Origin of the sequence: Lentzea flaviverrucosa, from assembly GCF_003350445.1 — a bacterium.
In the GTDB taxonomy this organism is placed as follows: domain Bacteria; phylum Actinomycetota; class Actinomycetes; order Mycobacteriales; family Pseudonocardiaceae; genus Lentzea; species Lentzea californiensis.
Genome location: NZ_QQAU01000002.1, coordinates 590,951 through 614,451 on the forward strand (window position 1 = coordinate 590,951; position 23,501 = coordinate 614,451).

Here is a 23,501-nt window from a genome sequence, read left to right on the forward strand (position 1 = left end):
CCCGACACCGTGCCAGGTGTCGGGCTTTTTCTTTTGTTTGCACACCCTCCCGCATGACCACGTGAGACCGCTGAGGCTGGCCGTCACGTGTGCACGGCGTTAGTTTAGCGCCGCCCTCTGAGCGGCACGCGCAGGACCGCCTCAGTACCGCCTCGGGGCCTTCGCCGCAAGCTCAAAGAGCCTCTCAATTCGGAATCAACAAGGGTCCGAACGATCTGCAGGCCCAGCCGATCGGTGCGTTCCAGCGAGAAACCCTGTGGAAGGCCCTTGCCGTCGTCGGTGATCGTCACGTCGAGCCATTTGGCGGACCGCTCGGAATGCACGACGACCTCCCCGCGCTGGCCAGGGGCGTAGGCGTGCTCGAACGCGTTCTGCACGAGCTCGGTCAGCACCATCACCAGCGGGGTGGCGATCTCGGCCGGCACGATGCCGAACCCGCCCTCGCGACGCACGCTGACCTGGGTCTCGGTGACCGCCACGTCGCTCATCATCGGGATGACCTTGTCGACCACGTCGTCGAGGTCGACCCGCTCGTCGACGCTCATCGACAGCGTCTCGTGAACCAGTGCGATGGAGGTCACACGCCGAACGGACTCGGCCAGTGCCTCCTTCGCCTCCGGGTTGCTCAGCCTGCGGCTTTGCAACCTCAGCAGGGCGGCGACGGTCTGCAGGTTGTTCTTCACTCGGTGGTGGATCTCGCGGATCGTGGCGTCCTTGGACATCAACGCGCGGTCGCGGCGGCGCACCTCGGTGACGTCGCGGCACAGCACGATGGCGCCCGCGGCCTGCCCACGTGGCCTAAGGGGCAAAGAACGGAACAGCACTGCGGCACCACGGCGTGACTCGGCCTCCATGCGCATCGAAGGCTGGCCGTCCAGCGCCTGCCTGATGCGCTGAGCGACCTCTGTGGCGTCGAACGGGTCGCCGATGAGACTGCGCGTCAACGGCGCCAGGTGCACACCCACGAGGTCGGACGCGTGCCCCATGCGGTGGTAGGCCGACAGCGCGTTCGGCGAGGCGAACACCACCGCACCGGACGGGTCGAGCCTGATCAGGCCGTCGCCGACGCGCGGACTGGTGTGCACGTCCGGCGAGGGTTCGGGCGCGGGGAACGTGCCGTCCGCGATCATCTGGCACAGGTCGGCCGCGCTGCCGAGGTACGAGATCTCCAACGGCGACGGCACGCGCGGCACCGCCAGGTTGGTGCTGCGGCTCAGCACGGCGATGACCTGCGTGCCCAGTCGCACCGGGATGGTCTCGCGGCGCACCGGCACGCCCAGGTGCCAGCGCGGGTCCTCCTCGCGGCAGATCCGCGACTCGTCGATGGCCCGGCGCAGCTGCGGGTGGTCCTCCGTGTCGACCTCGCTGCCGACGACGTCCTCCGGGTGGGCCGTGGGCGCCGTCGTGGGACGGGCCTGGGCGACGCAGAGGAACTTGCCGTCTTCGAGCGGGACCCACATGACGAAGTCCGCGAACGAGAGGTCGGAGAGGAGTTGCCACTCCGCGACCACCAGTTGGAGGTGGTCGACAGCGGCGCCGGAGAGCTTGGTGTGCTCGGCCAGAAGGTCCGTGAGCGTGCTCAGAACTCCTCCATGAGAAACTGGTGGTTGAAGCAGTTCTGATCCTAGGAGACTCCCATGTCGAAGCGTGCTCGCAAGCGCCGCGACCGCAAAAAGGGCGGCGCCAACCGAGGCAAGCGCCCCAACGCCTGAGTACTGCGAAAGGCCCTGGACACCACCACGGTGACCAGGGCCTTTCGTCTTGCTCGGGTCTTGCCGAGGCTTTCAGTCCTCGGTGCGAATCTCCACGATCGTGGCTCGGATGCGCGCCTTCAGATCGGCGGGCGCGTAGTCTCCGCCACACTTGCGGGCCAGCAGCGCCTTGAGGTGCTCCTCGAGCCCGAACTGTTCCAAGCACGGATGGCACTCGTCGAGGTGCGTCTGCAGCGCCGCGCGCCGGGTCTTGTCGCATTCCTGGTCCAGGAACAGCCAGACCTCGGACAGCACCTCTGAGCAGTCGGTGTCGTGGGGTTCGCCGCAGTTCATGACGCGTCTCCGTTGCTGCCGTTGCCGCTACGGAGGAAACCGCGGTCGCGGGCGACGTCCGCCAGCATGTCGCGGAGCTGGCGCCGGCCCCGGTGCAACCGGGACATCACCGTGCCGATCGGGGTGCCCATGATGTCTGCGATCTCCTTGTACGCGAAGCCTTCGACATCGGCGAGGTAGACCGCGATCCGGAACTCCTCCGGCAACCGCTGCAATGCTTCCTTGACGTCGCTGTCGGGCAGGTTGTCGAGTGCCTCGACCTCGGCGCTGCGCAGCCCGGACGAGGTGTGGCTCTCCGCACGCGCCAGCTGCCAGTCCGTGATCTCGTCGGTCGGCTGCTGGATCGGCTGGCGCTGCTTCTTGCGGTAGCCGTTGATGTAGGTGTTCGTCAGGATCCGGTACAACCAGGCCTTGAGGTTCGTGCCCTCCGAGAAGGACGCGAAAGCCGAGTAGGCCTTGAGGAACGTCTCCTGCACCAGGTCCTCGGCGTCCGCCGGATTGCGCGTCATGCGCAGGGCAGCCGAGTACAGCTGGTCGAGCATGGGCATCGCGTCGCGCTCGAAACGTGCAGCGCGCTCCGCCGTCGTCTCTGTCGTGCCGGTGGCGGGCACCGCGCTCCCTTCCCACAGGTTCTGGGTCGGGACTGACTTTACGCGTGACCGCTCAAGCATGTTCGTTGCCACGTTCTGAGCAACAACCGAGGTGCTGGTAGTAATTCCGCATGGCCGGACGTGGGACCCCCGCCACAGCGCTGCTGGACAAGCAGCGGGTGGCGCACACCTTGCACTCGTACGAGCACGACCCCCGCCACGAGTCCTACGGGCTGGAGGCGGCCGAGGCGCTCGGGCTGGAGGCGGGACGTGTCTTCAAAACGCTCGTGGCCGAGGTGGACGGCAAGCTCGCGGTCGGCGTCGTGCCGGTCACGGTGCAGCTCGACTTGAAAGGCCTCGCGGCGGCGTTGAAGGGCAAGAAGGCCAAGATGGCCGTCGTCGCCGACGCCGAGCGCGCCACGGGTTATGTCGCCGGAGGCATTTCCCCTCTCGGCCAGAAAAAGCGGCTGCCGGTCGTGCTCGACGAATCGGCGCTGCAGTTCGAGACGGTGTTCTGCAGTGCCGGCCGGCGCGGCCTCGAAGTCGAGATCGCGCCGGCCGAACTGGTGCGACTCACCACTGCGGTGGTCGCGCGGATCAGTGCCTAGCTGACCGGCCACCCGATGTTGCCGGCCTGCACGGGCGTACCGATCCACGACGGCCACGCGACGGTGACCCGGTCACCGAGGCTGCCCTTGCCGGGCAGGTCGAACTGGATGGACGCGGGGGTCACGTGCGGGCCGCTGATCCGCGAGCCCACGTAGAGCACGGCGGAGTAGAACCCGTGGACGGTCGCCTCGCTGTACTCGCCCTGGCCACCGGTCAGGGGGACGTTCATGTCCGCGCCCTCGGCGTCGAGGAACCGCAGGTTGCTCACGCTGCCGCCGATCGTGCAGGTGACGCCCTCAGCGGCGGTGAACCTGACCACGTGCCCCTTGTTCGTGGTCCCGTTCGGGCGCATGTCGTGCGCGCTGATCACCAGGTCGTCTCCGGTGCACCACGGCGCGACGTCGGCGGCCTGCGCCGTCGTCGGCCCCGCGGCGGACAGGAGGGCGGCACCGGCCAGCGCCAATGCGGTGTTGCGGAACGAGTTCACGTGTCTCCCCGAATACGTCTCGATTGGTGTCTCCCTTACGAACTGGGTGACGCCATCAATGCGCATCCGGTTGCCGCGACGAAGAATTGTCGTACTTTCGGCCGACGGTGTGTCCGTTCGGCCAGCGCGCTATTCCCCCGTCTGGCCGTCGATCGCTTCCCGGATCAGGTCGGCGTGACCGTTGTGGCGGGCGTACTCCTCGATCATGTGGTTGAGGATCCACCGCAGGCTGGGAACGCGCCCGTCACGCCACGGCGCTCGCTTCGCCGGTTGGCTCAGGTCGCCGCGCCTGAGCGCCTCGATGAGGTCCTTCCTGGCGCCGTCGACAGCGCGCAGCCACAACGCGCGCAACTGCTCCGGGGTGTCGTCGGCGGCCGAGCACCAGTCCCAGTCGTTGTCGGTCTTCCAGTCGACGCTCGCCCACGGTTCCAGCGGCTCGCGGTCGTGCAGGACGACGCGGAACCACTGCTGCTCCACGTAGGCGAGGTGCTTGACCATCCCGCCCAGGGTCATCGCGGACTTCGCGGCGGTCGCGTTGAGCTGCTCCGCGGTGAGACCCTCGATCTTCCACATGAGGGTGGCGCGGTGGAACTCGAGGAAGCCCTTGAGGGTGGCGAGCTCGTCGCCGCCCATCGGCGGTTCTGGCCTGCCCTGTTCATCGAAGACCGTCATGCGCCGAACGTTAGTCCAGCGGGCGCAGCACGCGATCCAGCCACTCACCCACGTACCGGCCGACGTCGCCGACGGACGCCTTCAGCGAGTGGTCGCCCTTGAGCAGCACGACCTCGCGGTGGTGGCCGCGGCCGGGCTGGCCGAACGGGTCGTTCTCGCCCTGCACGACCAGCGTGGCGACCTCGACGCCGTCGAGTTCGGCCATCCGCGACTTCTCCGGCTTGCCCGGCGGGTGCACCGGGAACGCCAGGCACAGCACCGCCACGGCCTGGCCCTCGACCGACGTCCGGCAGGCGACACGCGCACCCGACGACCGGCCCCCGAACACCAGGGGCAGGCCGTCGAACCAGCGTTCGCCCAGGTCCTCGACGACCGCCATCCACGCCGTGTCGAGCTGGCCGGCCGGCGCCGGGGCACGACGGCCCGCGACGCGGTAGGGCTGTTCGATCAACGCCACGTGCACGCCGACCGAGTTGGCGGCGCGGCACGCGGCGACGAGATCCGGGGCCTCGACGCCGCCACCGGCGCCGTGACCCAGGAGCAGTGCTGCACGCGGTTCGTGGGCACAGTGCAGTGAGGCCCGCGCGGGGCCGTGCGGCGTGTCCACCAACAGCGTGGTCACGACAGCTCGAACAACGGGGATGAGGGCTTCTCGTCCTCGGTGAGCGAGACGCGGTCCAGCAGCGACGGCTTGTTGTTCTTCACGCTGTTCACCTCGGTCGACACCGGGCGCAGCTCGAGCGCCTCGACGATCGACGGGTCGGGGGCCAGCAGCTCGCTCGGATCCAGCGACGCCGGGTCGAGCCACGCCGACCAGCGGTCGGGAGGCAGCAGCAACGGCATGCGGTGGTGCACCTCGGTCACCGCGCCGATGGCTTCCGTGGTGAGCACGGCGCACGTGACGGTCGGGACGTCGTCCTTCCACCACACGGACCACAGGCCCGCCATCGCCAGCGACGTGTCGTCCCCGAGCGAGATGAAGTACGGCTGCTTGCGCCCCTCGCCCGGCTGCCACTCGTACCAGCCGGCGGCGGGGATGATGCAGCGCCGCTTGATCGCCGACTGCTTGTACGCGGGCTTGGTCAGCACGCTCTCGGCGCGAGCGTTGATCATCTTGGCCGCGCCGGAGAGGTCCTTGGCCCAGTGCGGGACGAGACCCCAGCGCATGACGCGGATCGCGCGTTCCAGCTCCTCGTCCTCGGGCCGGCGCTCGACCACGGCCATGACGCGCTTGGTGGGGGCGATGTTGTAGTCCGCTCCCGGTGCCTCGTCGCCGGTCCCGTCCACCGCGTCGAACTCGGCCGCCAGCAGCGCCGGGTCCTTGGTGGAGGCGTACCTACCACACAAAACCGATCACCTCCGAAGTCCCAATTGTCCCACGACCGGAACACCTGTGCGAGCTTGCCGAGGCCGATGCGGGATCATTCATCCATGACTCAGCACTGGTCAGCCCCCAGCGCGTCCGGCCCAGTCCACTCGACGGTGCCGGTGCCCGGCTCGAAGTCGATCACGAACCGCGTTCTGGTCCTCGCGGCACTGGCCGACGGGCCGTCCACGGTGCACGCGCCGCTGCGCAGCCGTGACACGGTGCTGATGACGGCCGCGCTCTCGTCGCTGGGTGCCGGCATCACCGATCGCGAGGACGGCGGCTGGGACGTGCTGCCCGGTCTGCTGCGCGGGCCGGCCGAGGTCGACTGCGGTCTCGCGGGCACGGTCATGCGGTTCCTGCCGCCCGCCGCCGCGCTGGCCGAGGGCGAGATCCGGTTCGACGGCGACCCGCACGCGCGGACGCGGCCGATGAGCACCGTGCTGGGTGCGTTGCGGTCGCTGGGCGTCGAGGTCGACGGGGACGCGCTGCCGTTCACGTTGCACGGCACGGGATCGGTTCCCGGTGGCGAGGTGACGATCGACGCGTCGGGCTCGTCGCAGTTCGTGTCCGGGCTGCTGCTGTCCGCCGCCCGGTTCGACAAGGGCGTCACGATCCGGCACGACGGCAAGCCCGTGCCCTCGCTGCCGCACATCGACATGACGGTCCAGACGCTGCGGTCGGTCGGCGTCGAGGTGGACACGAGCGTGCCGAACGTGTGGCGCGTGGAGCCCGGTGTGATCAAGGCGCGCACGTGGCACGTGGAGCCGGACCTGTCGAACGCGACGGTGTTCCTCGCGGCGGCCGCGGTGACCGGTGGCGAGGTGACGATCCCCCACTGGCCCGCCACCACGACCCAGCCCGGCGACGCGGTGCGCGGCATCCTGGAGCGCATGGGCTGTGCGGTCGAGGTGTCGGAGCGCGGCCTGACCGTGCGGGGCCCGGCGAAGCTGTCCGGTGTGGACATCGACCTGCGTGACGAGAGCGAGCTCACGCCGACCGTCGCCGCGCTCGCCGCGCTGGCCGAGGGCCGCACGACCATCCGGGGCGTGGCGCACATCCGCGGCCACGAGACCGACCGGATCGCCGCGCTCGTCAACGAGATCAACGCGGTCGGCGGCAACGCGACCGAGACCGAGGACGGACTGGTCATCGACCCCGCTCCCCTGCACGGCGGCGTGTGGAAGGCCTACGCGGACCACCGGATGGCGACCGCGGGCGCGATCATCGGGCTGGTGGTGCCGGGCATGTCGGTCGACGACATCGGCAGCACCACCAAGACCATCCCCGACTTCCCGGGCATGTGGGACGCCATGCTCACCGGGGGCGCGTAGAAGTGGGCAAGCAGGACTGGCGCAAACTCGACGAGTCCGACGTGCGCGTGCGCCCCGGCAAGGGGACGCGCCCGCGCACCAAGAGACGGCCGGAGCACTCCGACGCCGAGACCGCGATGGTCATCGGCGTCGACCGGGGCCGCTGGACGTGCGCGATGGAGTCCGGCGCCGTCGTCACGGCGATGCGCGCCCGCGAACTGGGCCGCACGCCCGTGGTGGTCGGCGACCAGGTCGGCATCGTCGGCGACACGACGGGTGAGCGGGACACGCTGGCCCGCATCGTGCGCGTCGAGGAGCGGACGTCGGTGCTGCGCAGGACCGCGGACGACACCGACCCGTTCGAACGGGTCGTCGTCGCGAACGCGTCCCAGCTCATCATGGTCGTCGCGCTGGCGGATCCCCCGCCGCGCACGGGTTTCATCGACCGCTGCCTGGTCGCCGCGTACGCCGGCGGCCTGGAACCGGTGCTGTGCCTGACGAAGTCGGACCTGGCCTCGCCGGACTCGCTGCTGGCGCTGTACACCGAGCTCGACGTGCCGGTGGTCGTGACGCGCTCCGACGAGGAGCCCGCCGAACTGCGCACCCGGCTGACGGGCACGGTGTCGTGCCTCATCGGCCACTCGGGCGTCGGCAAGTCCACTCTGGTCAACAAGCTCGTGCCGGACGCGAACCGCGCCGTCGGCGTGGTGTCCGGCGTCGGCAAGGGCCGGCACACCTCCACCCAGGCCGTCGCCCTGTGGCTGCCCGAGGGCGGCTGGGTCGTGGACACGCCGGGCATCCGCTCGTTCGGCCTCGCGCACATCACGCCGGACGACATCGTGAAGGCCTTCCCGGACTTCGCCGAGGCCGCCGAGGAGTGCCCGCCCGGCTGCGGCCACCTGGGCTCTCCCGAGGACCCCGGCTGCATGCTGGACGAGCTCGTGCCGGACGCGCCGGGGCGGTTGACGTCGTTGCGGCGGTTGCTCGCGTCCCGTGCCGGCATGGACGACTACACGGACGGATCTTGAGCATGCGCTGGACGTTGCCCCTGCTGGTCGCCCTGGCCGCGTGCTCGGCCCCGGAGGAGCCCAAGGCACCGGCGTTCACGGAGGTCGACCCCTGCACGCTGCTCGCGTCCGGCGACGCCGGGCAGATGAACGGGTCTCCCACCAGGACCGACCGGTCCTGCGACTTCCCGTTCGACTCGCTGACCGTGCGGCTCACGCTGCTGAACGCGAAGTACGACGACGAGTCGCAGAAGCTCCTGTCCGACGGCGGGTACGGCGGCGTGGTCGGCGACCGGCCGCTGACGCGCAAGTGCGTCGACTCCTCGGGCGAGGTGACGTGCGACGCCGTCGTCGAGGTGAAGGACGGGCAGGTCATCGGGCTGAAGGTCCTGCAGCGCAACCACGACCTCAACCTGGTCGGGCAGGTCACGCAGGGACTGGCGGCGAAGGCGCTGGAAAGACTGCCCAAGTGACCACTACCCCATGTGCGGGTACCGGTGGTCGGTCTGCGGCATCAGCGTCTCCTTGATGGCGCGCGGGCTCGTCCACCGCTGCAGGTTGTAGATCGAGCCCGCCTTGTCGTTGGTGCCCGAACCGCGCGACCCGCCGAACGGCTGCTGCCCGACGACGGCACCGGTCGGTTTGTCGTTGACGTAGAAGTTGCCCGCGGCGAACCGCAACGCGCGGTGTGCCTGCTCGATGGCGGCCCTGTCGCGCGCGAAGACGGCGCCGGTCAGCGCGTACGGCGTCGAGGTGTCGATGATCTCCATGATCTTCGGGTAGTCCGCGTCCTCGTAGACGTGCACGGCGAGGATCGGGCCGAAGTACTCGGTCGTGAAGATGTCGTGGCGCGGGTCGGTGCCGAGCAGCACGGTCGGGTCGACGAAGTAGCCCACGGAGTCGTCGCACGAGCCGCCTGCCAGCACCTCGACCGAAGTGGACGCGGACGCCATCAGCAAGGCTTCCTCGTGCTTGGCGAACGCGCGGTGGTCGATCACCGCGCCGCCGAACACCGACAGGTCCGTGACATCGCCGTAGGACAACGACTTCGTGACGTCGAGCAGCTGTTCGCGCACGCCGCCCTCCCACAACGACCGAGGGATGTAGGACCGCGAGGCCGCTGAGCACTTCTGGCCCTGGTACTCGAAAGCACCGCGCACCAACCCGGTGACGAGCGCCTGGGGATCGGCGGAGGCGTGTGCCAGCACGAAGTCCTTGCCGCCGGTCTCGCCGACGACGCGCGGGTAGGCGCGGTAGTTGTCGAGGTTGCCCGCCATGGTCTGCCACAGCGCCTTGAACGTGCGGGTGGAGCCGGTGAAGTGCAGGCCGGCGAAGAACCTGTCCCGCAGCGCGACCTGGCTCAGCGCCTGGCCGTCGCCGGTCACGAGGTTGATCACGCCCGGTGGCAGGCCCGCCTCCTCGAGCAGCCGCATGGTGAAGTGCGCGGACAACTGCTGCGTCGGCGACGGCTTCCACAGCACCGCGTTGCCCATCAGGGCGGGCGCCAGCGGCAGGTTGCCGGCGATGGCGGTGAAGTTGAACGGCGTGATTGCCACGACGAACCCGTCCAGCGGCCGGTGGTCCATGCGGTTCCACACGCCCGGCGACGAGACCGGCTGCTCCTCGAGGATCCGGCGCCCGAAGTGGACGTTGAAGCGCAGGAAGTCGATGAGCTCGCACGCCGCGTCGATCTCGGCCTGCTGCACGGACTTCGACTGGCCCAGGATCGTGGCGGCGTTGAGGGTGTCACGCCACGGCCCCGCGAGCAGGTCGGCCGCCCGCAGCAGCACCGCTGCCCGCTCGTCGAACGGCAGCTCCTGCCAGCCCGGTGCGGCGTGCTGGGCTGCGCGCATGGCATCGGCGACGTCGGAGTTCGTGGCCTGCGCCGTCACGCCGAGGACGTGCCTGTGGTCGTGCGGCTGGACCACGTCGATGCGGTCGCCACCGCCCATCCGCTGCTCACCGCTGATGGTCATCGTCAGCTCGTGCGTGGTGCCTTCGAGCTCCGCGATGCGTGCCTGCAGGCTGACCCGTTCGGCGCTATCGGGTGCGTAGGTGCGCACGGGCTCGTTGACCGGTTCGGGTGCAGACGTGACTGCGTCCATTCCCCCATCGTGGCACGCGGTAGTAGGGTCCGTCGGGTGGCGCGGGTGACTGGCATCGGCGGGGTTTTCCTGCGTTCAAGGGATCCTGCGCGCTTGGCCGCCTGGTATCGCGACAACCTGGGCGTTCCGATGAGCGAGAAGGGCACCGTCACCTTCCACTGGCTCGACACGGCGACGAACGAGTTCCCCGGCACGACGACGATGGCGTTGTTCGCGCAGGACACGGAGTACATCGGCGAGCCCCACCAGCGCACCATGCTGAACCTGCGCGTGGACGACCTGGTGTCGTTGATGGCCAAGCTGAAGGCGCGCGGCGTCGAGGTCCTTCCCGACACCGAGGACTCGGAGTTCGGGATGTTCGGGTGGTGCGTCGACCCCGAGGGCAACCGAATTGAGCTGTGGGAACCGGCAGAGGGAATGTGATCGTGCTCGACGAAGCCGTCCAGGCGCTGCGTGGATGGCAGCGCGACGACCTGCCGTTCCAGCTCCATCCAGGAGATCTGGGCTGGTACCGGCGTTTCGGTGCCGAGGCGACCGATGAGGCGATCCGGATCTGGCGCGGTGACGGGCGGATCGTCGCCGTCGGGCTGCTGGACGGTGCCGACCTGCTGCGGTTCACGATCGCGCCGGACGCTCGTGCCGACGAGGAGCTGGCGCGGCGGCTGGCCGAGGACATCTGCACTCCCGAACGCGGTGTCCTCCCCGCCGGGACGGTGTACGTCGAGTCCCCGCGCGGCACGCGGTTCCAGGAGCTGATGTTCGAGCGCGGCTGGCAGTCCGACGAGCCGTGGACGCCGCTGCGCCGCGATCTCGGTGCCCCGGTACCGGATCCCGGTGTGCGGGTCGAGGCCATCGGCCATGACCAGGCTGACCTGCACGCTTCCGTGATCCGGGCGTCGTTCGAGAAGTCGACGTTCACCGAGGAGCGCTGGCGCGCGATGGCGGCCGGCTCGCCGTACGCCGACGCCCGCAGCCTGGTCGCCTTCGACCGTGGCGACGCGGTGGCGGCGGTGACGGTGTGGTCGGCCGGGCCGGGCAGGCCGGGGCTGATCGAACCGATGGGCGTGCACCACGACCACCGGGGCAAGGGTTTCGGCAGGGCGATCACCGTCGCCGCGGCGTCAGCGCTGCGGGAGCTCGGCTCGTCGAGTGCGCTCGTCTGCACGCCGAGCTCGAACGCGGGCGCCGTCGCCACCTACCGGGCAGCCGGCTTCGACCAGCTGCCCGAGGTGCACGACCAGCGCCGGGACTAGAGGAGTTCCAGGACGAACGGGAGCTCCTGCGCCGCGTACCAGGCCAGTTCGTGGTCCTCGGCGCTGCCCAGCGCGAACTCCGCGTCCGGGTCGCCCAGGTCCGCCGCGTCGATGACGTCCGCGGCCGCGCGCACGTCCTCTTCGGCCTCGGCCGTGTCGAGGTGCACGGCGGCGACGTCCTTCAGCGTGAACGAACCGCCGACCTTCACGACCGAGAAGTCGAGGTCCGGGCGCAACGTCACGTCGTCCATGTCCACCGCGAGCACCGCGCGCCGCGGCTCTGCCTTCTCGTCGGCCGCCAGCAGCCGCAGGGAAGCACGGGCGGCATCGAGCATCGCCGCGTACTCCAGCTCCTCCGTGTCGCCCGCCGCGTAGGACTCGCGCAACGCCGGTGTCAGCGCGAACGCCGTGCCGGTGATCGGAGCCAGTTCGCCGCTGTCGACGAACGCGCGCAGCATCGGCACCGTGGCCGGGATGTAGACCCTCATGCGCTCGCCGTCCCCATCAATTCCTCCACCGACTCCTCGACCATGGCCGCGAGAACGTCCACATCGGACATGGCGTCGCGGTCGCCGTTCAAACCGAAGTACACACCGCCGTCGTACGACGTCACCCCGATGGCCAGCGCCTGGTTCTTGGCGAGCGGGACGACCGGGAAGATCTCGGTCATTCTGGCCCCCGCCGCGTACAGCGGCACCTGCGGGCCGGGAACGTTGGTGACGATGACGTTGAACAGCCGTCGGCTGAACGAGCTCGCGGCCCGTGCGCCGAGCGCGTGCAACGTCGGCGGGGCGAAGCCGGAGACCTTCACCAGCGCGTCGGCGGCGACGGACTGACCGGACTCCTGGTGCGCGCGCATCGCGTGGCTCACGTGGTGCAGGCGGACGACCGGGTTCGGCTCGCCGACTGGGAGGTCGACCAGGTAGGCGCTCACGTTGTTGCCCGAGTCCGGGTCGGCCTCGCGGACGCTCAGCGGCGCCATCGCGCGGATCGTGGTGCTGCCGGTGACGTTCTCGCCGCGGCTGAGCAGCCAGTTGCGCAGGGCGCCGCTCAGGGCCGCGAGCACCACGTCGTTGACCGTGCCGCCGTGCTGCTTGCGGATGGCGCGCAGGTCGTCGAGCTGGGCGCGCGCGACGGCGAACCGGCGCTGCGGCGAGGTGATGCGGACGTTCAGCGGCGAACCGGGCGCGGGCGTCGCCGCGGTGCGGACCGCCGAGGCGAGCACGCCGAACGCGTTGAAGACCTTCTCGACCGTGTTGACGGTGTCGAGGGCGGCGCTGCGGACGTTCTCCACCAGCTCGCCGGGGCTGTGCACGATGTCGGTGACCGCGTCGGCCACGAGCTGCAGCGCACCGGGCTCGGGCTGCGGCATCCAGAGGTTCTCGACGTTCGTGCGCGGCGTCGGCGAGACGTCCAGCATGACCTGGCCGATCTCCAGCGACGCGATGCCGTCGATCATGGCCTGGTGGGTCTTGGTGATGACGGCGGTCTGGTTCTTCTCCAGGCCCTCGACCAGGTAGATCTCCCACAGCGGGCGGGAGTGGTCGAGCGGGCGCGACATCAGGCGCGCGATCAGGTCGTGCAGCTGCGTCTCGTTGCCCGGTTTGGGCAGGGCGCTGCGGCGAACGTGGTAGGTGACGTCGAAGTCGGGGTCGTCGACCCACACGGGCCGTGCGATGCGTCCTGGGACGTGCACGACCTTCTGCCGGTAGCGCGGCACGAGGCTGAGGCGTTGCTCGATGAGGTCGACGAGCTTGTCGTAGTCGAAGCCCGCCTTGGGCCGTCGGAACACCGCCACCCCGCCGACGTGCATCGGCGTCTTGGCGTCCTCCAGGTACAGGAACGAGGCGTCCAGCGCTGACAGGCGGTCCGGCATGCACCCAGCCTAGTGGCGTTCGCGGTCCATCAGCTTCTGAAGTGCCGCGCGCTCGCGCGGATCACGGTCGTGCCGCTCCAGCCGGATGCGCGCGGCCTCCGGGATCGCGTTCCTCGCCTCCGGGTCCACGTTGGCCATGAACGACCGGAGGAACCGCCAGCGCGTGAGCTTCATGACCGGCGCGAGGTGGGCGACGGCGAGCGACACCCAGCTCAGTGCGACGTCCAGCCTGCGGTCGCCCTTGGTGGCGCTCGCCCAGTCCAGGACCACGGGCCCTTCCGGGCCGAGGACGACGTTGCCGGGGTGCAGGTCGAGGTGCAGCAGGTCGCCGTCGCCGGTGAGGAAGCCGGGCGCCGGGATGACGTCGAGGCGGTGGTGCAGGTCCGCGAGCTCCTCGCCGAGGCTGCCCGCGAGCCACGGCTTGCGGCCGATCTCCTCGGACATCCGCGGACCGGGCACGTACTGCATGACCAGTTCGTCTTCCGTGGCCTCGTGCACGCGCGGGACCGGGATGCCGTAGCCGCTCAGGTACGACATCATCTCAGCCTCGCGCCGCAGGTCACGGCCGGTGCGCGTGCGTTTGACGAGCAGCCCGTCCGACCGGATGAACACATCCGAGTCCTGACCGCTCGCGAGATGTTGACGTTGCGCGACGCTGCGCATACCTGCCGTCATGTGACGATCATCATCGATATGATCCAAAGCACAAGGGCCGAACGGCTCTAGTGGAGCTCTTCACCCGTTTGAGCCCGCTGTGCCCGCCTCTGTCACCCTCTTCCCGTGGAGATCTCGCCCAAGGACCGCTTCGTCACCGTCTACGGCCGCAAGCCAGTGCTGGAAGCGCTGGACGACCCGACGCTCACGGTCGACAAGGTGGTGCTCGCCGACACGGCCCGGGGCGCGGCCGCGCACGAGATCATCGACGCGGCCCGCACGCGTGGCGTCGCCGTGCAGCGGGCGACCGCGCAGCGCGTGAAGGTGCTGGCAGGCAACGGCAAGCAGGACCAGGGCGTGCTCGCCGACGTGGTCGCGCCGCGCATGAAGCCGCTCGCGCTGGCCCTGGAAGAGGGTTCGCTGCGGTCCGTGCTCGTGCTGGACGGCATCACGACCCCCGCGAACGTGGGCATGATCCTGCGCACCGCGACCGCCGCGGGCATCGACGGCATCGTCGTGCCGCGCCGGGGCGTCGCCTCGATCGACCCGCTCGTGGTCAAGGCCTCCGCCGGTGTGGCTTTCCGCGCGCCCGTGTTGCGCTGCGGCACCTCGGCGGAGGCCTCGGCTTTGTTGCGCGCGTCCGGCTATTCGCTGCACGCGCTCGATTCTCACGCCTCCGACACGATTTATTCCGCTTCTTTCCCGGCACGCGCGGCTTTCGTGCTCGGCAGCGAAACGTCCGGAATCACCGACGACGTGCGTCCACACATCACGTCGTGGCTCTCGATTCCGATGGCGGCGGGCGTGGAATCCCTCAACGTCGCATCAGCGGCGGCCGTGCTCTGCTTCGAGCTGGTGCGCCGGGCCCAGTGATCAGATCCAGTCGACGTGGTACCCGTTGACCCGCGGGTACCCCAGCAGCGACTCGCACTCCGCCACCGAGGGCTCGCCCCTGACCCGGCCGATCGTCCCGTACTGGTCCCAGACGCCGAGCCCGTTCGTGCAGTGCGCGACGGCCCGGAACCGCCCTGGCCGGCCCTCGTCGCAGTACACCTCGATGGTGCGCCCGTCCCTCAGATAGTCCTCGAAGCAGCCGCGTTCCTGCGCCTGCGCGGGTGATGCAATTGCCGTGGCTGCAATGGCGACTGCAACACAAGCGACAATTCTTCGCATTTTCTCCCCTATACAATCGACTACCGACCAATTCGACGCTAGTGCCTGGCCGAAAAAGGGGCAATGACGCTCCGGGGTGAACCCTCAATCGCGGAGCGCGATCGCTAGCAGTATTTCCAGCTCCTCGAGGGTGGACAGTGTCGACCGATGGTGGACGCCGACCATGCCCGCTTCGGCAGCCCCGCGAACGTTGACCGCGAGGTCGTCCACGAAGACGCACTCCTCCGGCTTCACGTTCAACCTGCTCGCCGTGAGCAGGTAGATCTCGGTGTCCGGCTTGGCGAGCCCGACCTCGCCGGAGATGACCGCGGCGTCCAGCACCGCGGTCAGCACCCCGGGCGGCTGCCACCAACCGTCCGCATTGGACAGCAGAGCGGTCTTGATCCCGTGCTGCCTGGCCTTGCGCAGGGCGGTGAGGAGCGGCGGTTCGGCGGGGTTGTCCTCGCCGGGATCGGTCAGGACGCCGCCGTAGTCGAGCACCAGGGCTTTGAGCATGGTGGGGACCGTAACCCCACTTTCGGGTGTTCGGTGTCCTGATCCGGCCGCTGGCCCGCCAGGTCAACCATGCCCCCAGTCGTCCGCCGCCTGCCCGCGTACGAACCTCCGGTCGGAGGCCCCGCCCGGATCCCCCTGCCCCGGCCGCGCCCGGTGTGGGTACCGGCCCCGGAGCCACCGCCGCCCGCTCTGGATGCCGCACGGCTGCTCTCGGTCGTGCTGGAGGTGCTGGACGGACGGCGGCCTGCCCGGTTGCTGCGGGAGGTCGCCGTGCCCGTGCTGGCGGCCCGGTTGGGTGGGGCGGTCCGTGCCCGGACCACCCGGATGGTGCGGCCGCCTCGGGTCTGCCACCCGTCTCGGCTCGTGGCGGAGATGTCGGTGACGCTGCGGAGGGAGGGGCGGGTGGTGGCCGCGGCCTGTCGGGCCGAGCACTCCGGTGGGAGGTGGTGGGTCACGTCGTTCACGGTGCTGGAGTGAGGCGCGCACCCGGTCAGGCCACGCTCTGCCCTGCCCAGTGGCCTCAACACCGCGTGGGCTCGCACCTTCAGGAGAACGCGCGCGGCGATGGCGGCTTCGGTAGCGGCGGCGTGGTGGTGGTGGTGGTGGTGGTGGTCGTGGCGTGGTGGCAACGGCGGGGCCACTCGGCTTCGCGGGTCCCGCCCCTGCTTCATCCCGCCTGCCACGCACTGTCCCAGCCGCTCGTCCTACCGCGTCCCGCCACACCCCCATCACCGCTCCGCCTCGCGGGTTCCACTGCCCCTCAAACGCCGCGTGGGCCGCGTTCCCGGAGGAACGCGGCCCACGCAGTGGTGGTGCGGTGAGGGCGTCAGCCCTTCTTGCGGTTGTTCTTCGCCGCCTGGCGGGCCGCCTCGCGGCGCTCCTTGCGGGTGCCGCCCTGCTGGCCGGCCGCGCCGTCCGGCTCGCCGTGCTCGTCGACGCCGCCGTCCTCGGCGGGGCCGCTGTAGCTCAGGTTCTGCTGGCCGGGGCCGCCGAGGCCCTTGCCGCGCAGGGCCGGCGGGATGGCGTTGCCGCTGGCCAGCTGGGCCATGGCCGGGCCCGCGGGTGCGGCGGGCTCCCGCTGGGCCTGCTGCTGGGCGGCTGCCGCGGCGCGGGCTCGGGCGCGTGCGCCGCCGCCTCCGCCTCCGCCGTTGCCCGACACCTGCGGGAGGGCCTGCGGGGCCGCGCCCAGGGCCACGGGGACCTCGGGCTGGGCGGGCTCCGGCTCTGCCGCTTCGACCTGGAGGTTGAACAGGAAGCCGACGGTCTCCTCGCGCAACGCGTCGAGCATCGCGTTGAACATCTCGAAGCCCTCGCGCTGGTACTCGATGAGGGGGTCGCGCTGCGCCATCGCGCGCAGGCCGATGCCCTCCTTCAAGTAGTCCATCTCGTACAGGTGCTCACGCCACTTGCGGTCCAGGACGGACAGCAGGACGCGGCGCTCCAGTTCGCGCATGGCACCTTCGCCGACGCGGCCCTCGATCTCGGTCTCGCGGGCGCGGTAGGCGTCCATCGCGTCCTTGACGAGGAGGTCGCGCAGGTACTCGCGCGTGACGTCCTCGTCGGACTCGAGGATCTCCTTCGGGTCCAGCGAGATCGGGTAGAGAGTCTTGAGGGCGGTCCAGAGCTTCTCGAAGTCCCAGTCCTCGGCGTAGCCGTCGGCCGTGGCGCCGTTGACGTACTCCTCGACGACGCTCTCGATCATGTGCTCGACCTGGTCGCGGAGGTCTTCGCCGGCGAGGACGCGGTGGCGCTCGGCGTAGATCACCGTGCGCTGGCGGTTCATGACCTCGTCGTACTTGAGGACGTTCTTGCGGATCTCGAAGTTCTGCTGCTCGACCTGCGTCTGCGCGCTGCGGATGGCGCGGGTGACCATCTTGTGCTCGATCGGCACGTCGTCCGGCACGTTCAGGCGCGTCATGACCATCTCGACCATGGACGCGTTGAAGCGGCGCATCAGTTCGTCCTGCAGGGACAGGTAGAAGCGCGACTCACCGGGGTCGCCCTGACGGCCGGTGCGGCCGCGGAGCTGATTGTCGATGCGGCGCGACTCGTGGCGCTCGGTGCCGAGCACGTAGAGACCGCCGGCCTCGCGGACCTCGTCGGCCTCCGCCTTGCCCTGGGTCGTCAGTTCCTCGACGACCTTCGCCCACTCGGCCTCGTACTCCTCCGGCGTGGTCACCGGGTCGAGGCCGCGGTCGCGCAGCTCGTGGTCGGCGATGATGTCCGGGTTGCCGCCCAGCACGATGTCGGTACCGCGGCCGGCCATGTTCGTCGCGACGGTGACGGCGCCCTTGCGGCCCGCCTTCGCGATGATCAGCGCCTCGCGGTCGTGGTGCTTCGCGTTCAGCACCTCGTGCGGGATTCCCCTGCGCACCAACAGCTTCGAGAGGTACTCGGAACGCTCGACGCTCGTCGTGCCGATCAGGACCGGCTGGCCCTTCTCGTGCTTCTCGACGATGTCGTCGGCGACGGCGTCGAACTTCGCCTCCTCGCTCTTGTAGACGAGGTCGGGCTGGTCCTTGCGCTGCGGCTGGCGGTTCGTCGGGATCGGGACGACACCCAGCTTGTAGGTCTGGTGGAACTCGGCCGCCTCGGTCTCGGCGGTACCGGTCATGCCGCCGAGCTTCTCGTAGAGGCGGAAGTAGTTCTGCAGCGTGATCGTGGCGAGAGTCTGGTTCTCCGCCTTGATCTCCACGCCTTCCTTGGCCTCGATGGCCTGGTGCATGCCCTCGTTGTAACGGCGACCGGAGAGCACACGACCCGTGAACTCGTCGACGATCATGACTTCACCGTTGCGGAGGATGTAGTCCTTGTCGCGGTTGTAGAGCTCCTTCGCCTTGAGGGCGTTGTTCAGGTAGCCCACCAACGGCGTGTTCGCCGCCTCGTACAGGTTGTCGATGCCGAGCTGGTCCTCGATGAACTCCACACCGAGCTCGGTGACGGCGACCGTGCGCTTCTTCTCGTCGTACTGGTAGTGGAACGACTTCGACTTCTCCTCGATGACCTCGATGCGGTCCTTCTGGGAGAGCTGGGTGACGTCGATGCCGCGCATGCGCGGGACGAGCCGCGCGAACTCCGTGTACCAGCGGGCGGACTGCTCGGCCGGGCCGGAGATGATCAGCGGCGTGCGGGCCTCGTCGATGAGGATCGAGTCGACCTCGTCGACGATCGCGAAGTAGTGGCCGCGCTGCACGCACTCGTCCAGGCTCCACGCCATGTTGTCGCGCAGGTAGTCGAAGCCGAACTCGTTGTTCGTGCCGTAGGTGATGTCCGAGTTGTACGACGCGCGCCGCTGCTCCGGAGTCATCTCGGAGAGGATCGCGCCGACGGTCATGCCCAGGAAGCGGTGAACGCGGCCCATCCAGTCCGCGTCGCGCTTGGCCAGGTAGTCGTTCGTGGTGATGACGTGGACGCCCTTGCCGGCGATGGCGTTGAGGTAGACGGGCATGACCGAGGTCAGCGTCTTGCCCTCACCCGTGCGCATCTCGGAGATCTGACCGAGGTGCAGCGCCGCGCCACCCATCATCTGGACGTCGTAGGGGCGCTGGCCGAGGGTGCGCTTCGCGGCCTCGCGGGCCACGGCGAACGCCTCCGGCAGCAGCTCGTCCAGCGACTCGCCCTCGGCGTGGCGCTTCCTGAACTCCTCGGTCTTGCCGCGAAGCTCTGCGTCGGAGAGGTCCACCACCTCGTCTTCCAGGTGGTTGATGTGCTGTGCGATGTTGCGGAGGCGCTTGAGCATCTTGCCCTCGCCGGAGCGGAGCAGTCGGGACAGCACCATCTGGATAGACCTCATCACCTGTATCGCGGCGCGCCCACGTCGGACGCCTTTCCCCTGCCCATCGTAGGCAAGTCGCCAAGATGTGTGCACGGACACAGGCGGATTGGGTCACCCGACCTGGTCTGTGCAGGTCAGGTGCGGTTTCAGCGATCTTTCCCAGGCCACCTGCCGCCGGCGCCCCCACCTCGGCTACTGGTGAGGAGAACGAACGGGGGCCGCGCAAAGGTTCCTGGCCCGGGCTATTTCACCTTGACGTTGACTTCATCACCGCCCGAAAGGCGGAGATTCCCACCGCCGGGTGGCGGAGAGCGCTCAACCGCTGTGCCTCGCGGCACGGACTTCCTGTTTCGTCGCCGACAGCGGCAGGGAGGACCCGCGCCGTCTGACATCAGCTCCGCAGGCATCGCCGGGGACATCCCGGACCACGGCTAGACCAGCCGCAAGGATGTTCTTCGCCGCATTGAGGTCCCGGTCGTGCCGGGTGCGACAACCCGGACACGTCCAGTGCCGGGTGGAAAGAGCAAGATCCGCCAGCCGCCAGCCGCAGGTGGAACACGTCTTGCTCGACGGGAACCAGCGGTCGATCACGACCAGTGCGCGACCCGCACGGTCGCACTTGTACTCCAACTGTCGACGCAACTCACCCCAGCTCGCGTCTGAGATCGCGCGGGCGAGGGACCGACTGCGGACCATTCCCGCGACGTTGAGATCCTCGATCGCGATCGTCTGCGCCGAGCGGACCAACGCCGTGGTCGTGCGGTGCAGGAAGTCGCGTCGCGCATTGCGGACCTTGCGGTGAGCGCGGGCGACCTTGAGCGTGGCTTTACGGCGATTTCGGCTCCCCTGCCTGCATCGGGCCAGCCGTCGCTGGTACCGCGCCAGGTTCCGCGCCTTGCGAGCCAGGTGCCGTGGGTTGGCGATCCGCTCGCCGTCGCTGGTCACCAGGAGATGGGTCAAACCCAGATCCACACCGATGGCACCGGTGGTGGTGTCGAGTGGTGCGGTTGCCGTGATGTCGACGGCGAACGTCACGTACCAACGGCCGTCGGGCTCACGGGAGATCACAACCATCGTGGGATCCAGCGTCACGAGACTGGCCTCGTCGAACGACCACACGAACCTCAGCGGCTCAGTGGTCCTGGCGAGGGTCAACGCTCCGTCACGCACCCGAAACGCCGAGCGCGTGTAGTGCGCGCTCTGGCGACCTGCTCGCGTCTTGAACCTCGGATATCGCGCACGTCCGGCGAAGAAGTTCCGAAATGCCGTGTGCTGGTGACGCAGCGTCTGCTGCAACGGCACGGACGACACCTCGGACAGAAATCCGAGTTCCTCAGACCGCTTCCAACCGGTCAGAGCGGCGTCAGTTTCGCGATACGAGGTGCGGACGCCCTTGACGCGGTAGCGATGACTCCGCCCAGCCAGGGTCTTGTTCCAAACCAAACGCACGCACCCGAACGTGCGGTTGAGCAGCTCAACCTGGTCGGGAGTCGGGTAGGCCCGACACTTGTACGCCGTTCGCACATCCCGACCGTAGCGGGTGTTCCGGCGGCCGAAGGGGGCCGCGATCCGCATCGTCAGGGTGATCGGCGAGTGCCGCGGACGCGCGCCGCCGCCCCGCACGCGAGGGGTGCGGGGCGGCGGCAGTCGAAGGAACGAGGGTCGAGCGGGGTCAGGCCAGCCTGATCACGCCGTAGTCGAATCCCTTCCGGCGGTAGACGACACTGGGGCGTCCGCACTCGGTGTCGGCGAACAGGTAGAAGTCGTGTCCGACCAGTTCCATCTCGTAGAGGGCCTGGTCGACGGTCATCGGTTTGGCGGCGTGCTCCTTCTCGCGTACGACGCGTCCGGGCAACTTGTCTTCGAGGCCGTCGTCCCAACGCTGCGCGGGCACTTCCGCCATGCCCTCGTAGTCGGCCTCGGGTGCGTCGAGCACCGCGGTCTTGGCGCGGCGCGACGTCATGCTTTCGCCCGCGGACCGGTCAGCCAGTCCGCTTGTCGCTTCGGCCACCGAGATCGGGGCGCGGGCCCCGTGGTGGACGCGCCTGCGGTCGTGTGACCGACGCAGGCGGTTCTCGAGCTTCGCGACCGCAGCATCCAGCGCGGCGTAGAAGTCACCCGCGCAGGCTTCGGAACGGACTACTGGTCCACGTCCCTTGCCGGTGATTTCGACCCGCTGGCAGTTCTTCGACTGGCGGCGGTTCGGTTCGTGGAAAAGCTCCACGTCGAAGCGGATGACCTTGCGGTCGTAGCGCTCAAGCCGGGCCAGCTTTTCGGCGACGTGAACCCTGTAGTGCTCGGGCACCTCGACGTTGCGGCCCTTAACGACGATGTCCATACACGACCTCCCTCGCTTTGTTGCGAGCTATGGCTGGACTGCTTTAAAAGCGCCGTGGCGATCTTCGATCGCGGATGTGTCGCAGAGGGTCGTCTCCCTCAGCTCTCACGGCGCCAGGGTCATGGGCTGTTCGCCTCCTCCCCGCGGGCCGGGAACGCTGATAGCGGTGCACGTTAGCTTGGGATTCACCGTCGCGTAAGCCCCCTTGCCGGGGGAACGATGAGATTTTTTGATGACTACGCAGCGCGACGACAGCGCGTTGCCAGTCGTTTCCCGAGCGTGCTCCGAACCAAACCTCCCGGCACTCCGCTCACCCGAACGGCGCACAGCCGGAGCGGCACTCGACGGCAGCCTCGCTGCGTCGAACGGCTCCAGTCGCGCCCTCATACCCAGCCAACGGGCGACCCCCGCGTCATGTTCCCGAAACCCGGAAGAGATCGATTCCGAACCACTCGGCGGCCCTCGCCGCACTTCTTCACACCGATCCGGGCGTCGCGGATGCCCGATCACAGCCCAGTCACGCCCGGCTGAACGGTCGATTTCGCCCAATGCCGACAAGGCAGTCGATCACTGTTGGGACGGACGTACAGCTATTGCCCCAGTAATAACCGCTGGTCAGCTCCATACGTGAATAATCGTTAACCAATCGGGGGTGCGGCGCGCACGCCTGAGGCCGGCTCAGGGACTTGATCGCCTGGGTCCGAGGTCGTTGATCGACGGCCTCGTGTGCGGACGCCTCAGTTCTGAAACACCGCGTCAACAGACGATGGGACAAACGGGTCGAAACGAGTTACCCGATCTCGCAAGATCGTCACAGAACTCCCGCCGAGCAGGGGATTCTCGCCCCGCGGAACCGCCTCGGAGATCGACAACGTCACCGGAACTTCACCCTTGTGGGCGGTGCCGAAAGGCCCGCCGGGCCCCTCACCGGAATTTTCTGTCGGACCCCGCCGCCATCCTGGTCCCATGACAGCTTTCGACCTGCTCGTGCCGGCCACCTGCTCCGGCTGCGGCCGCGCCGGCTCCCAGTGCTGCGCCACGTGCTTCGCCTCGTTCGGCCCGCCCACACGGCTCCAGGTACCCGGTGTGGGGCCGCCAGTGTGGACGCTGGCCGCCTATCACGGCGCCGCGAGGGAACTGGTGCTCGCCTTCAAGGAACGAGGCGCACGGCCCCTCGCAGCGTGGTTCGGCGCCCTCGTCGCAGCGGCGCTCGTCACGCTCGGGCCTCCACCGTGGACGCTCGTCCCCGCGCCGTCGCGCCGCAGCGCCGCGCGGGATCGCGGCGGCGACCACATGCTGCGCATCGCGAGGGAGGCGGAGATCGCCGCCGTCGCACCCGTGCTGCGCCTCGCCGCCGGAGTGGCCGACTCGGTGGGGCTGGGCGCCGGAGCCCGGAGGCGGAACCTGGAGGGGCGGGTGCAGGTCTGTGGTCCGGCGCCGCCGGGCACCACCGTGCTGCTGGACGACGTGGTCACCACCGGGGCCACGGCGGCGGCCTGTGTGCGCGCTCTGCGGCAGGCCGGGGTGCGGACGAACGCGGTGCTGGTGCTGACGTCGGCGCGGCCCCACCGGCCTGGGCAGTGAGGGCTTGGGCAGTGAGGGCTTGGGCAGTGAGGGCTTGGGCAGGCAGCGGCTTGGGCAGGGAGGGGGTGAAAACTCGGTGACGACCGCCCGTGGCCGGGTGGCGTGAGGCGGGACGTTCCGACTGAGACGGGGTTGTAGTTCGGCGGGACATCGCAGGGC

Annotated in this window: 26 protein-coding genes; 10 read left to right on the forward strand and 16 right to left on the reverse strand. The window is 69.2% G+C overall.

The window, feature by feature from the left end:
* Positions 1–104 precede the first annotated feature (104 nt).
* Positions 105–1,583, reverse strand: coding sequence for a PAS domain-containing sensor histidine kinase (locus tag DFR72_RS08800; protein ID WP_090067362.1), 1,479 nt, complete (start codon positions 1,581–1,583; stop codon positions 105–107).
* 54 nt (positions 1,584–1,637) lie between these two features.
* Here DFR72_RS08800 and DFR72_RS47830 point away from each other — a divergent pair, with 54 nt between their 5' ends.
* Positions 1,638–1,712: a 50S ribosomal protein bL37 gene (locus DFR72_RS47830; RefSeq protein ID WP_369809028.1), complete on the forward strand. Its 75-nt coding sequence runs from the start codon at positions 1,638–1,640 to the stop codon at positions 1,710–1,712.
* A 72-nt stretch (positions 1,713–1,784) separates the two neighbouring features.
* Here the strand turns inward: DFR72_RS47830 and rsrA are convergent, their stop codons facing one another.
* Both rsrA and DFR72_RS08810 read right to left on the reverse strand, forming a co-directional pair.
* Entirely contained in the window at positions 1,785–2,045 is a 261-nt protein-coding gene (gene rsrA, locus DFR72_RS08805; RefSeq protein ID WP_090067361.1) for a mycothiol system anti-sigma-R factor, read from the reverse strand.
* Positions 2,042–2,716: a sigma-70 family RNA polymerase sigma factor gene (locus DFR72_RS08810; protein WP_245982674.1), complete on the reverse strand. Its 675-nt coding sequence runs from the start codon at positions 2,714–2,716 to the stop codon at positions 2,042–2,044. The genes rsrA and DFR72_RS08810 overlap by 4 nt, the downstream gene beginning before the upstream one ends.
* Before the next feature lie 50 nt (positions 2,717–2,766).
* Here DFR72_RS08810 and ybaK point away from each other — a divergent pair, with 50 nt between their 5' ends.
* Complete coding sequence (ybaK, locus tag DFR72_RS08815) at positions 2,767–3,243, forward strand: Cys-tRNA(Pro) deacylase (RefSeq protein WP_090067359.1); 477 nt, start codon at positions 2,767–2,769, stop codon at positions 3,241–3,243.
* Here ybaK and DFR72_RS08820 read toward each other — a convergent pair.
* From DFR72_RS08820 to DFR72_RS08835, 4 genes are all read right to left on the reverse strand, one after another.
* A complete protein-coding gene (locus DFR72_RS08820; RefSeq protein WP_090067358.1) occupies positions 3,240–3,731 on the reverse strand; it encodes a hypothetical protein in 492 nt (163 codons plus the stop codon). The two genes, ybaK and DFR72_RS08820, sit on opposite strands and share 4 nt — an antisense overlap.
* A gap of 129 nt (positions 3,732–3,860) precedes the next feature.
* Complete coding sequence (locus tag DFR72_RS08825) at positions 3,861–4,403, reverse strand: DinB family protein (protein ID WP_090067357.1); 543 nt, start codon at positions 4,401–4,403, stop codon at positions 3,861–3,863.
* Positions 4,404–4,413: 10 nt separating this feature from the next.
* Complete coding sequence (locus tag DFR72_RS08830; protein WP_090067356.1) at positions 4,414–5,025, reverse strand: alpha/beta hydrolase family protein; 612 nt, start codon at positions 5,023–5,025, stop codon at positions 4,414–4,416.
* Positions 5,022–5,750 carry an SOS response-associated peptidase gene (locus DFR72_RS08835; protein ID WP_090067355.1) on the reverse strand — a complete coding sequence of 243 codons (729 nt, stop codon included), beginning with the start codon at positions 5,748–5,750 and terminating at the stop codon, positions 5,022–5,024. The genes DFR72_RS08830 and DFR72_RS08835 overlap by 4 nt, the downstream gene beginning before the upstream one ends.
* A gap of 84 nt (positions 5,751–5,834) precedes the next feature.
* Here DFR72_RS08835 and aroA point away from each other — a divergent pair, with 84 nt between their 5' ends.
* The 3 genes from aroA to DFR72_RS08850 are packed head-to-tail and all read left to right on the forward strand — an operon-like array spanning position 5,835 to position 8,562.
* Positions 5,835–7,103 carry a 3-phosphoshikimate 1-carboxyvinyltransferase gene (aroA, locus tag DFR72_RS08840; protein ID WP_090067354.1) on the forward strand — a complete coding sequence of 423 codons (1,269 nt, stop codon included), beginning with the start codon at positions 5,835–5,837 and terminating at the stop codon, positions 7,101–7,103.
* 2 nt (positions 7,104–7,105) lie between these two features.
* A complete protein-coding gene (gene rsgA, locus DFR72_RS08845) occupies positions 7,106–8,110 on the forward strand; it encodes a ribosome small subunit-dependent GTPase A (RefSeq protein WP_090067353.1) in 1,005 nt (334 codons plus the stop codon).
* Between the two features lie 2 nt (positions 8,111–8,112).
* Complete coding sequence (locus DFR72_RS08850) at positions 8,113–8,562, forward strand: hypothetical protein (RefSeq protein ID WP_090067352.1); 450 nt, start codon at positions 8,113–8,115, stop codon at positions 8,560–8,562.
* A gap of 3 nt (positions 8,563–8,565) precedes the next feature.
* Here the strand turns inward: DFR72_RS08850 and pruA are convergent, their stop codons facing one another.
* Positions 8,566–10,194 carry an L-glutamate gamma-semialdehyde dehydrogenase gene (gene pruA / locus DFR72_RS08855; protein WP_090067351.1) on the reverse strand — a complete coding sequence of 543 codons (1,629 nt, stop codon included), beginning with the start codon at positions 10,192–10,194 and terminating at the stop codon, positions 8,566–8,568.
* 45 nt (positions 10,195–10,239) lie between these two features.
* Here pruA and DFR72_RS08860 point away from each other — a divergent pair, with 45 nt between their 5' ends.
* Positions 10,240–10,617: a VOC family protein gene (locus DFR72_RS08860; protein WP_090067491.1), complete on the forward strand. Its 378-nt coding sequence runs from the start codon at positions 10,240–10,242 to the stop codon at positions 10,615–10,617.
* A gap of 2 nt (positions 10,618–10,619) precedes the next feature.
* Entirely contained in the window at positions 10,620–11,447 is an 828-nt protein-coding gene (locus tag DFR72_RS08865) for a GNAT family N-acetyltransferase (RefSeq protein ID WP_245982677.1), read from the forward strand.
* Here DFR72_RS08865 and DFR72_RS08870 read toward each other — a convergent pair.
* From DFR72_RS08870 to DFR72_RS08880, 3 genes are read right to left on the reverse strand one after another with little or no spacing between them, the layout of a single operon-like run.
* Entirely contained in the window at positions 11,444–11,935 is a 492-nt protein-coding gene (locus DFR72_RS08870) for a DUF6912 family protein (protein ID WP_090067349.1), read from the reverse strand. The genes DFR72_RS08865 and DFR72_RS08870 overlap by 4 nt on opposite strands.
* Positions 11,932–13,323, reverse strand: a complete 1,392-nt coding sequence (locus tag DFR72_RS08875) for a WS/DGAT/MGAT family O-acyltransferase (RefSeq protein WP_090067348.1) — start codon at positions 13,321–13,323, stop codon at positions 11,932–11,934. The genes DFR72_RS08870 and DFR72_RS08875 overlap by 4 nt, the downstream gene beginning before the upstream one ends.
* A 9-nt stretch (positions 13,324–13,332) precedes the next feature.
* Positions 13,333–13,998: a phosphotransferase gene (locus tag DFR72_RS08880; RefSeq protein ID WP_090067347.1), complete on the reverse strand. Its 666-nt coding sequence runs from the start codon at positions 13,996–13,998 to the stop codon at positions 13,333–13,335.
* Between the two features lie 105 nt (positions 13,999–14,103).
* Here DFR72_RS08880 and DFR72_RS08885 point away from each other — a divergent pair, with 105 nt between their 5' ends.
* Complete coding sequence (locus tag DFR72_RS08885) at positions 14,104–14,850, forward strand: TrmH family RNA methyltransferase (protein ID WP_090067346.1); 747 nt, start codon at positions 14,104–14,106, stop codon at positions 14,848–14,850.
* On the opposite strand, the gene DFR72_RS44910 is transcribed toward DFR72_RS08885, so the two are convergent.
* Complete coding sequence (locus DFR72_RS44910; RefSeq protein WP_143086795.1) at positions 14,851–15,150, reverse strand: hypothetical protein; 300 nt, start codon at positions 15,148–15,150, stop codon at positions 14,851–14,853.
* A gap of 84 nt (positions 15,151–15,234) precedes the next feature.
* Positions 15,235–15,645 (reverse strand): HAD-IA family hydrolase, encoded by a 411-nt coding sequence (locus tag DFR72_RS08895; RefSeq protein WP_090067344.1) that lies wholly within the window; start codon positions 15,643–15,645, stop codon positions 15,235–15,237.
* Between the two features lie 69 nt (positions 15,646–15,714).
* On the opposite strand from DFR72_RS08895, the gene DFR72_RS44915 reads away from it, so the two are divergent.
* Complete coding sequence (locus DFR72_RS44915) at positions 15,715–16,122, forward strand: Rv3235 family protein (protein WP_143086794.1); 408 nt, start codon at positions 15,715–15,717, stop codon at positions 16,120–16,122.
* A 349-nt stretch (positions 16,123–16,471) separates the two neighbouring features.
* On the opposite strand, the gene secA is transcribed toward DFR72_RS44915, so the two are convergent.
* From secA to hpf, 3 genes are all read right to left on the reverse strand, one after another.
* The gene (secA, locus tag DFR72_RS08905; RefSeq protein ID WP_090067342.1) at positions 16,472–19,423 is read right to left on the reverse strand and encodes a preprotein translocase subunit SecA; all 2,952 of its coding nucleotides are present in this window, start codon (positions 19,421–19,423) and stop codon (positions 16,472–16,474) included.
* Between the two features lie 312 nt (positions 19,424–19,735).
* Positions 19,736–20,995, reverse strand: coding sequence for an RNA-guided endonuclease InsQ/TnpB family protein (locus tag DFR72_RS08910; protein WP_245982679.1), 1,260 nt, complete (start codon positions 20,993–20,995; stop codon positions 19,736–19,738).
* Between the two features lie 97 nt (positions 20,996–21,092).
* A complete protein-coding gene (gene hpf / locus DFR72_RS08915; protein ID WP_090067341.1) occupies positions 21,093–21,758 on the reverse strand; it encodes a ribosome hibernation-promoting factor, HPF/YfiA family in 666 nt (221 codons plus the stop codon).
* A gap of 966 nt (positions 21,759–22,724) precedes the next feature.
* Here hpf and DFR72_RS08920 point away from each other — a divergent pair.
* Positions 22,725–23,342, forward strand: a complete 618-nt coding sequence (locus DFR72_RS08920; RefSeq protein ID WP_090067340.1) for a ComF family protein — start codon at positions 22,725–22,727, stop codon at positions 23,340–23,342.
* The last annotated feature ends 159 nt before the right edge of the window (positions 23,343–23,501 follow it).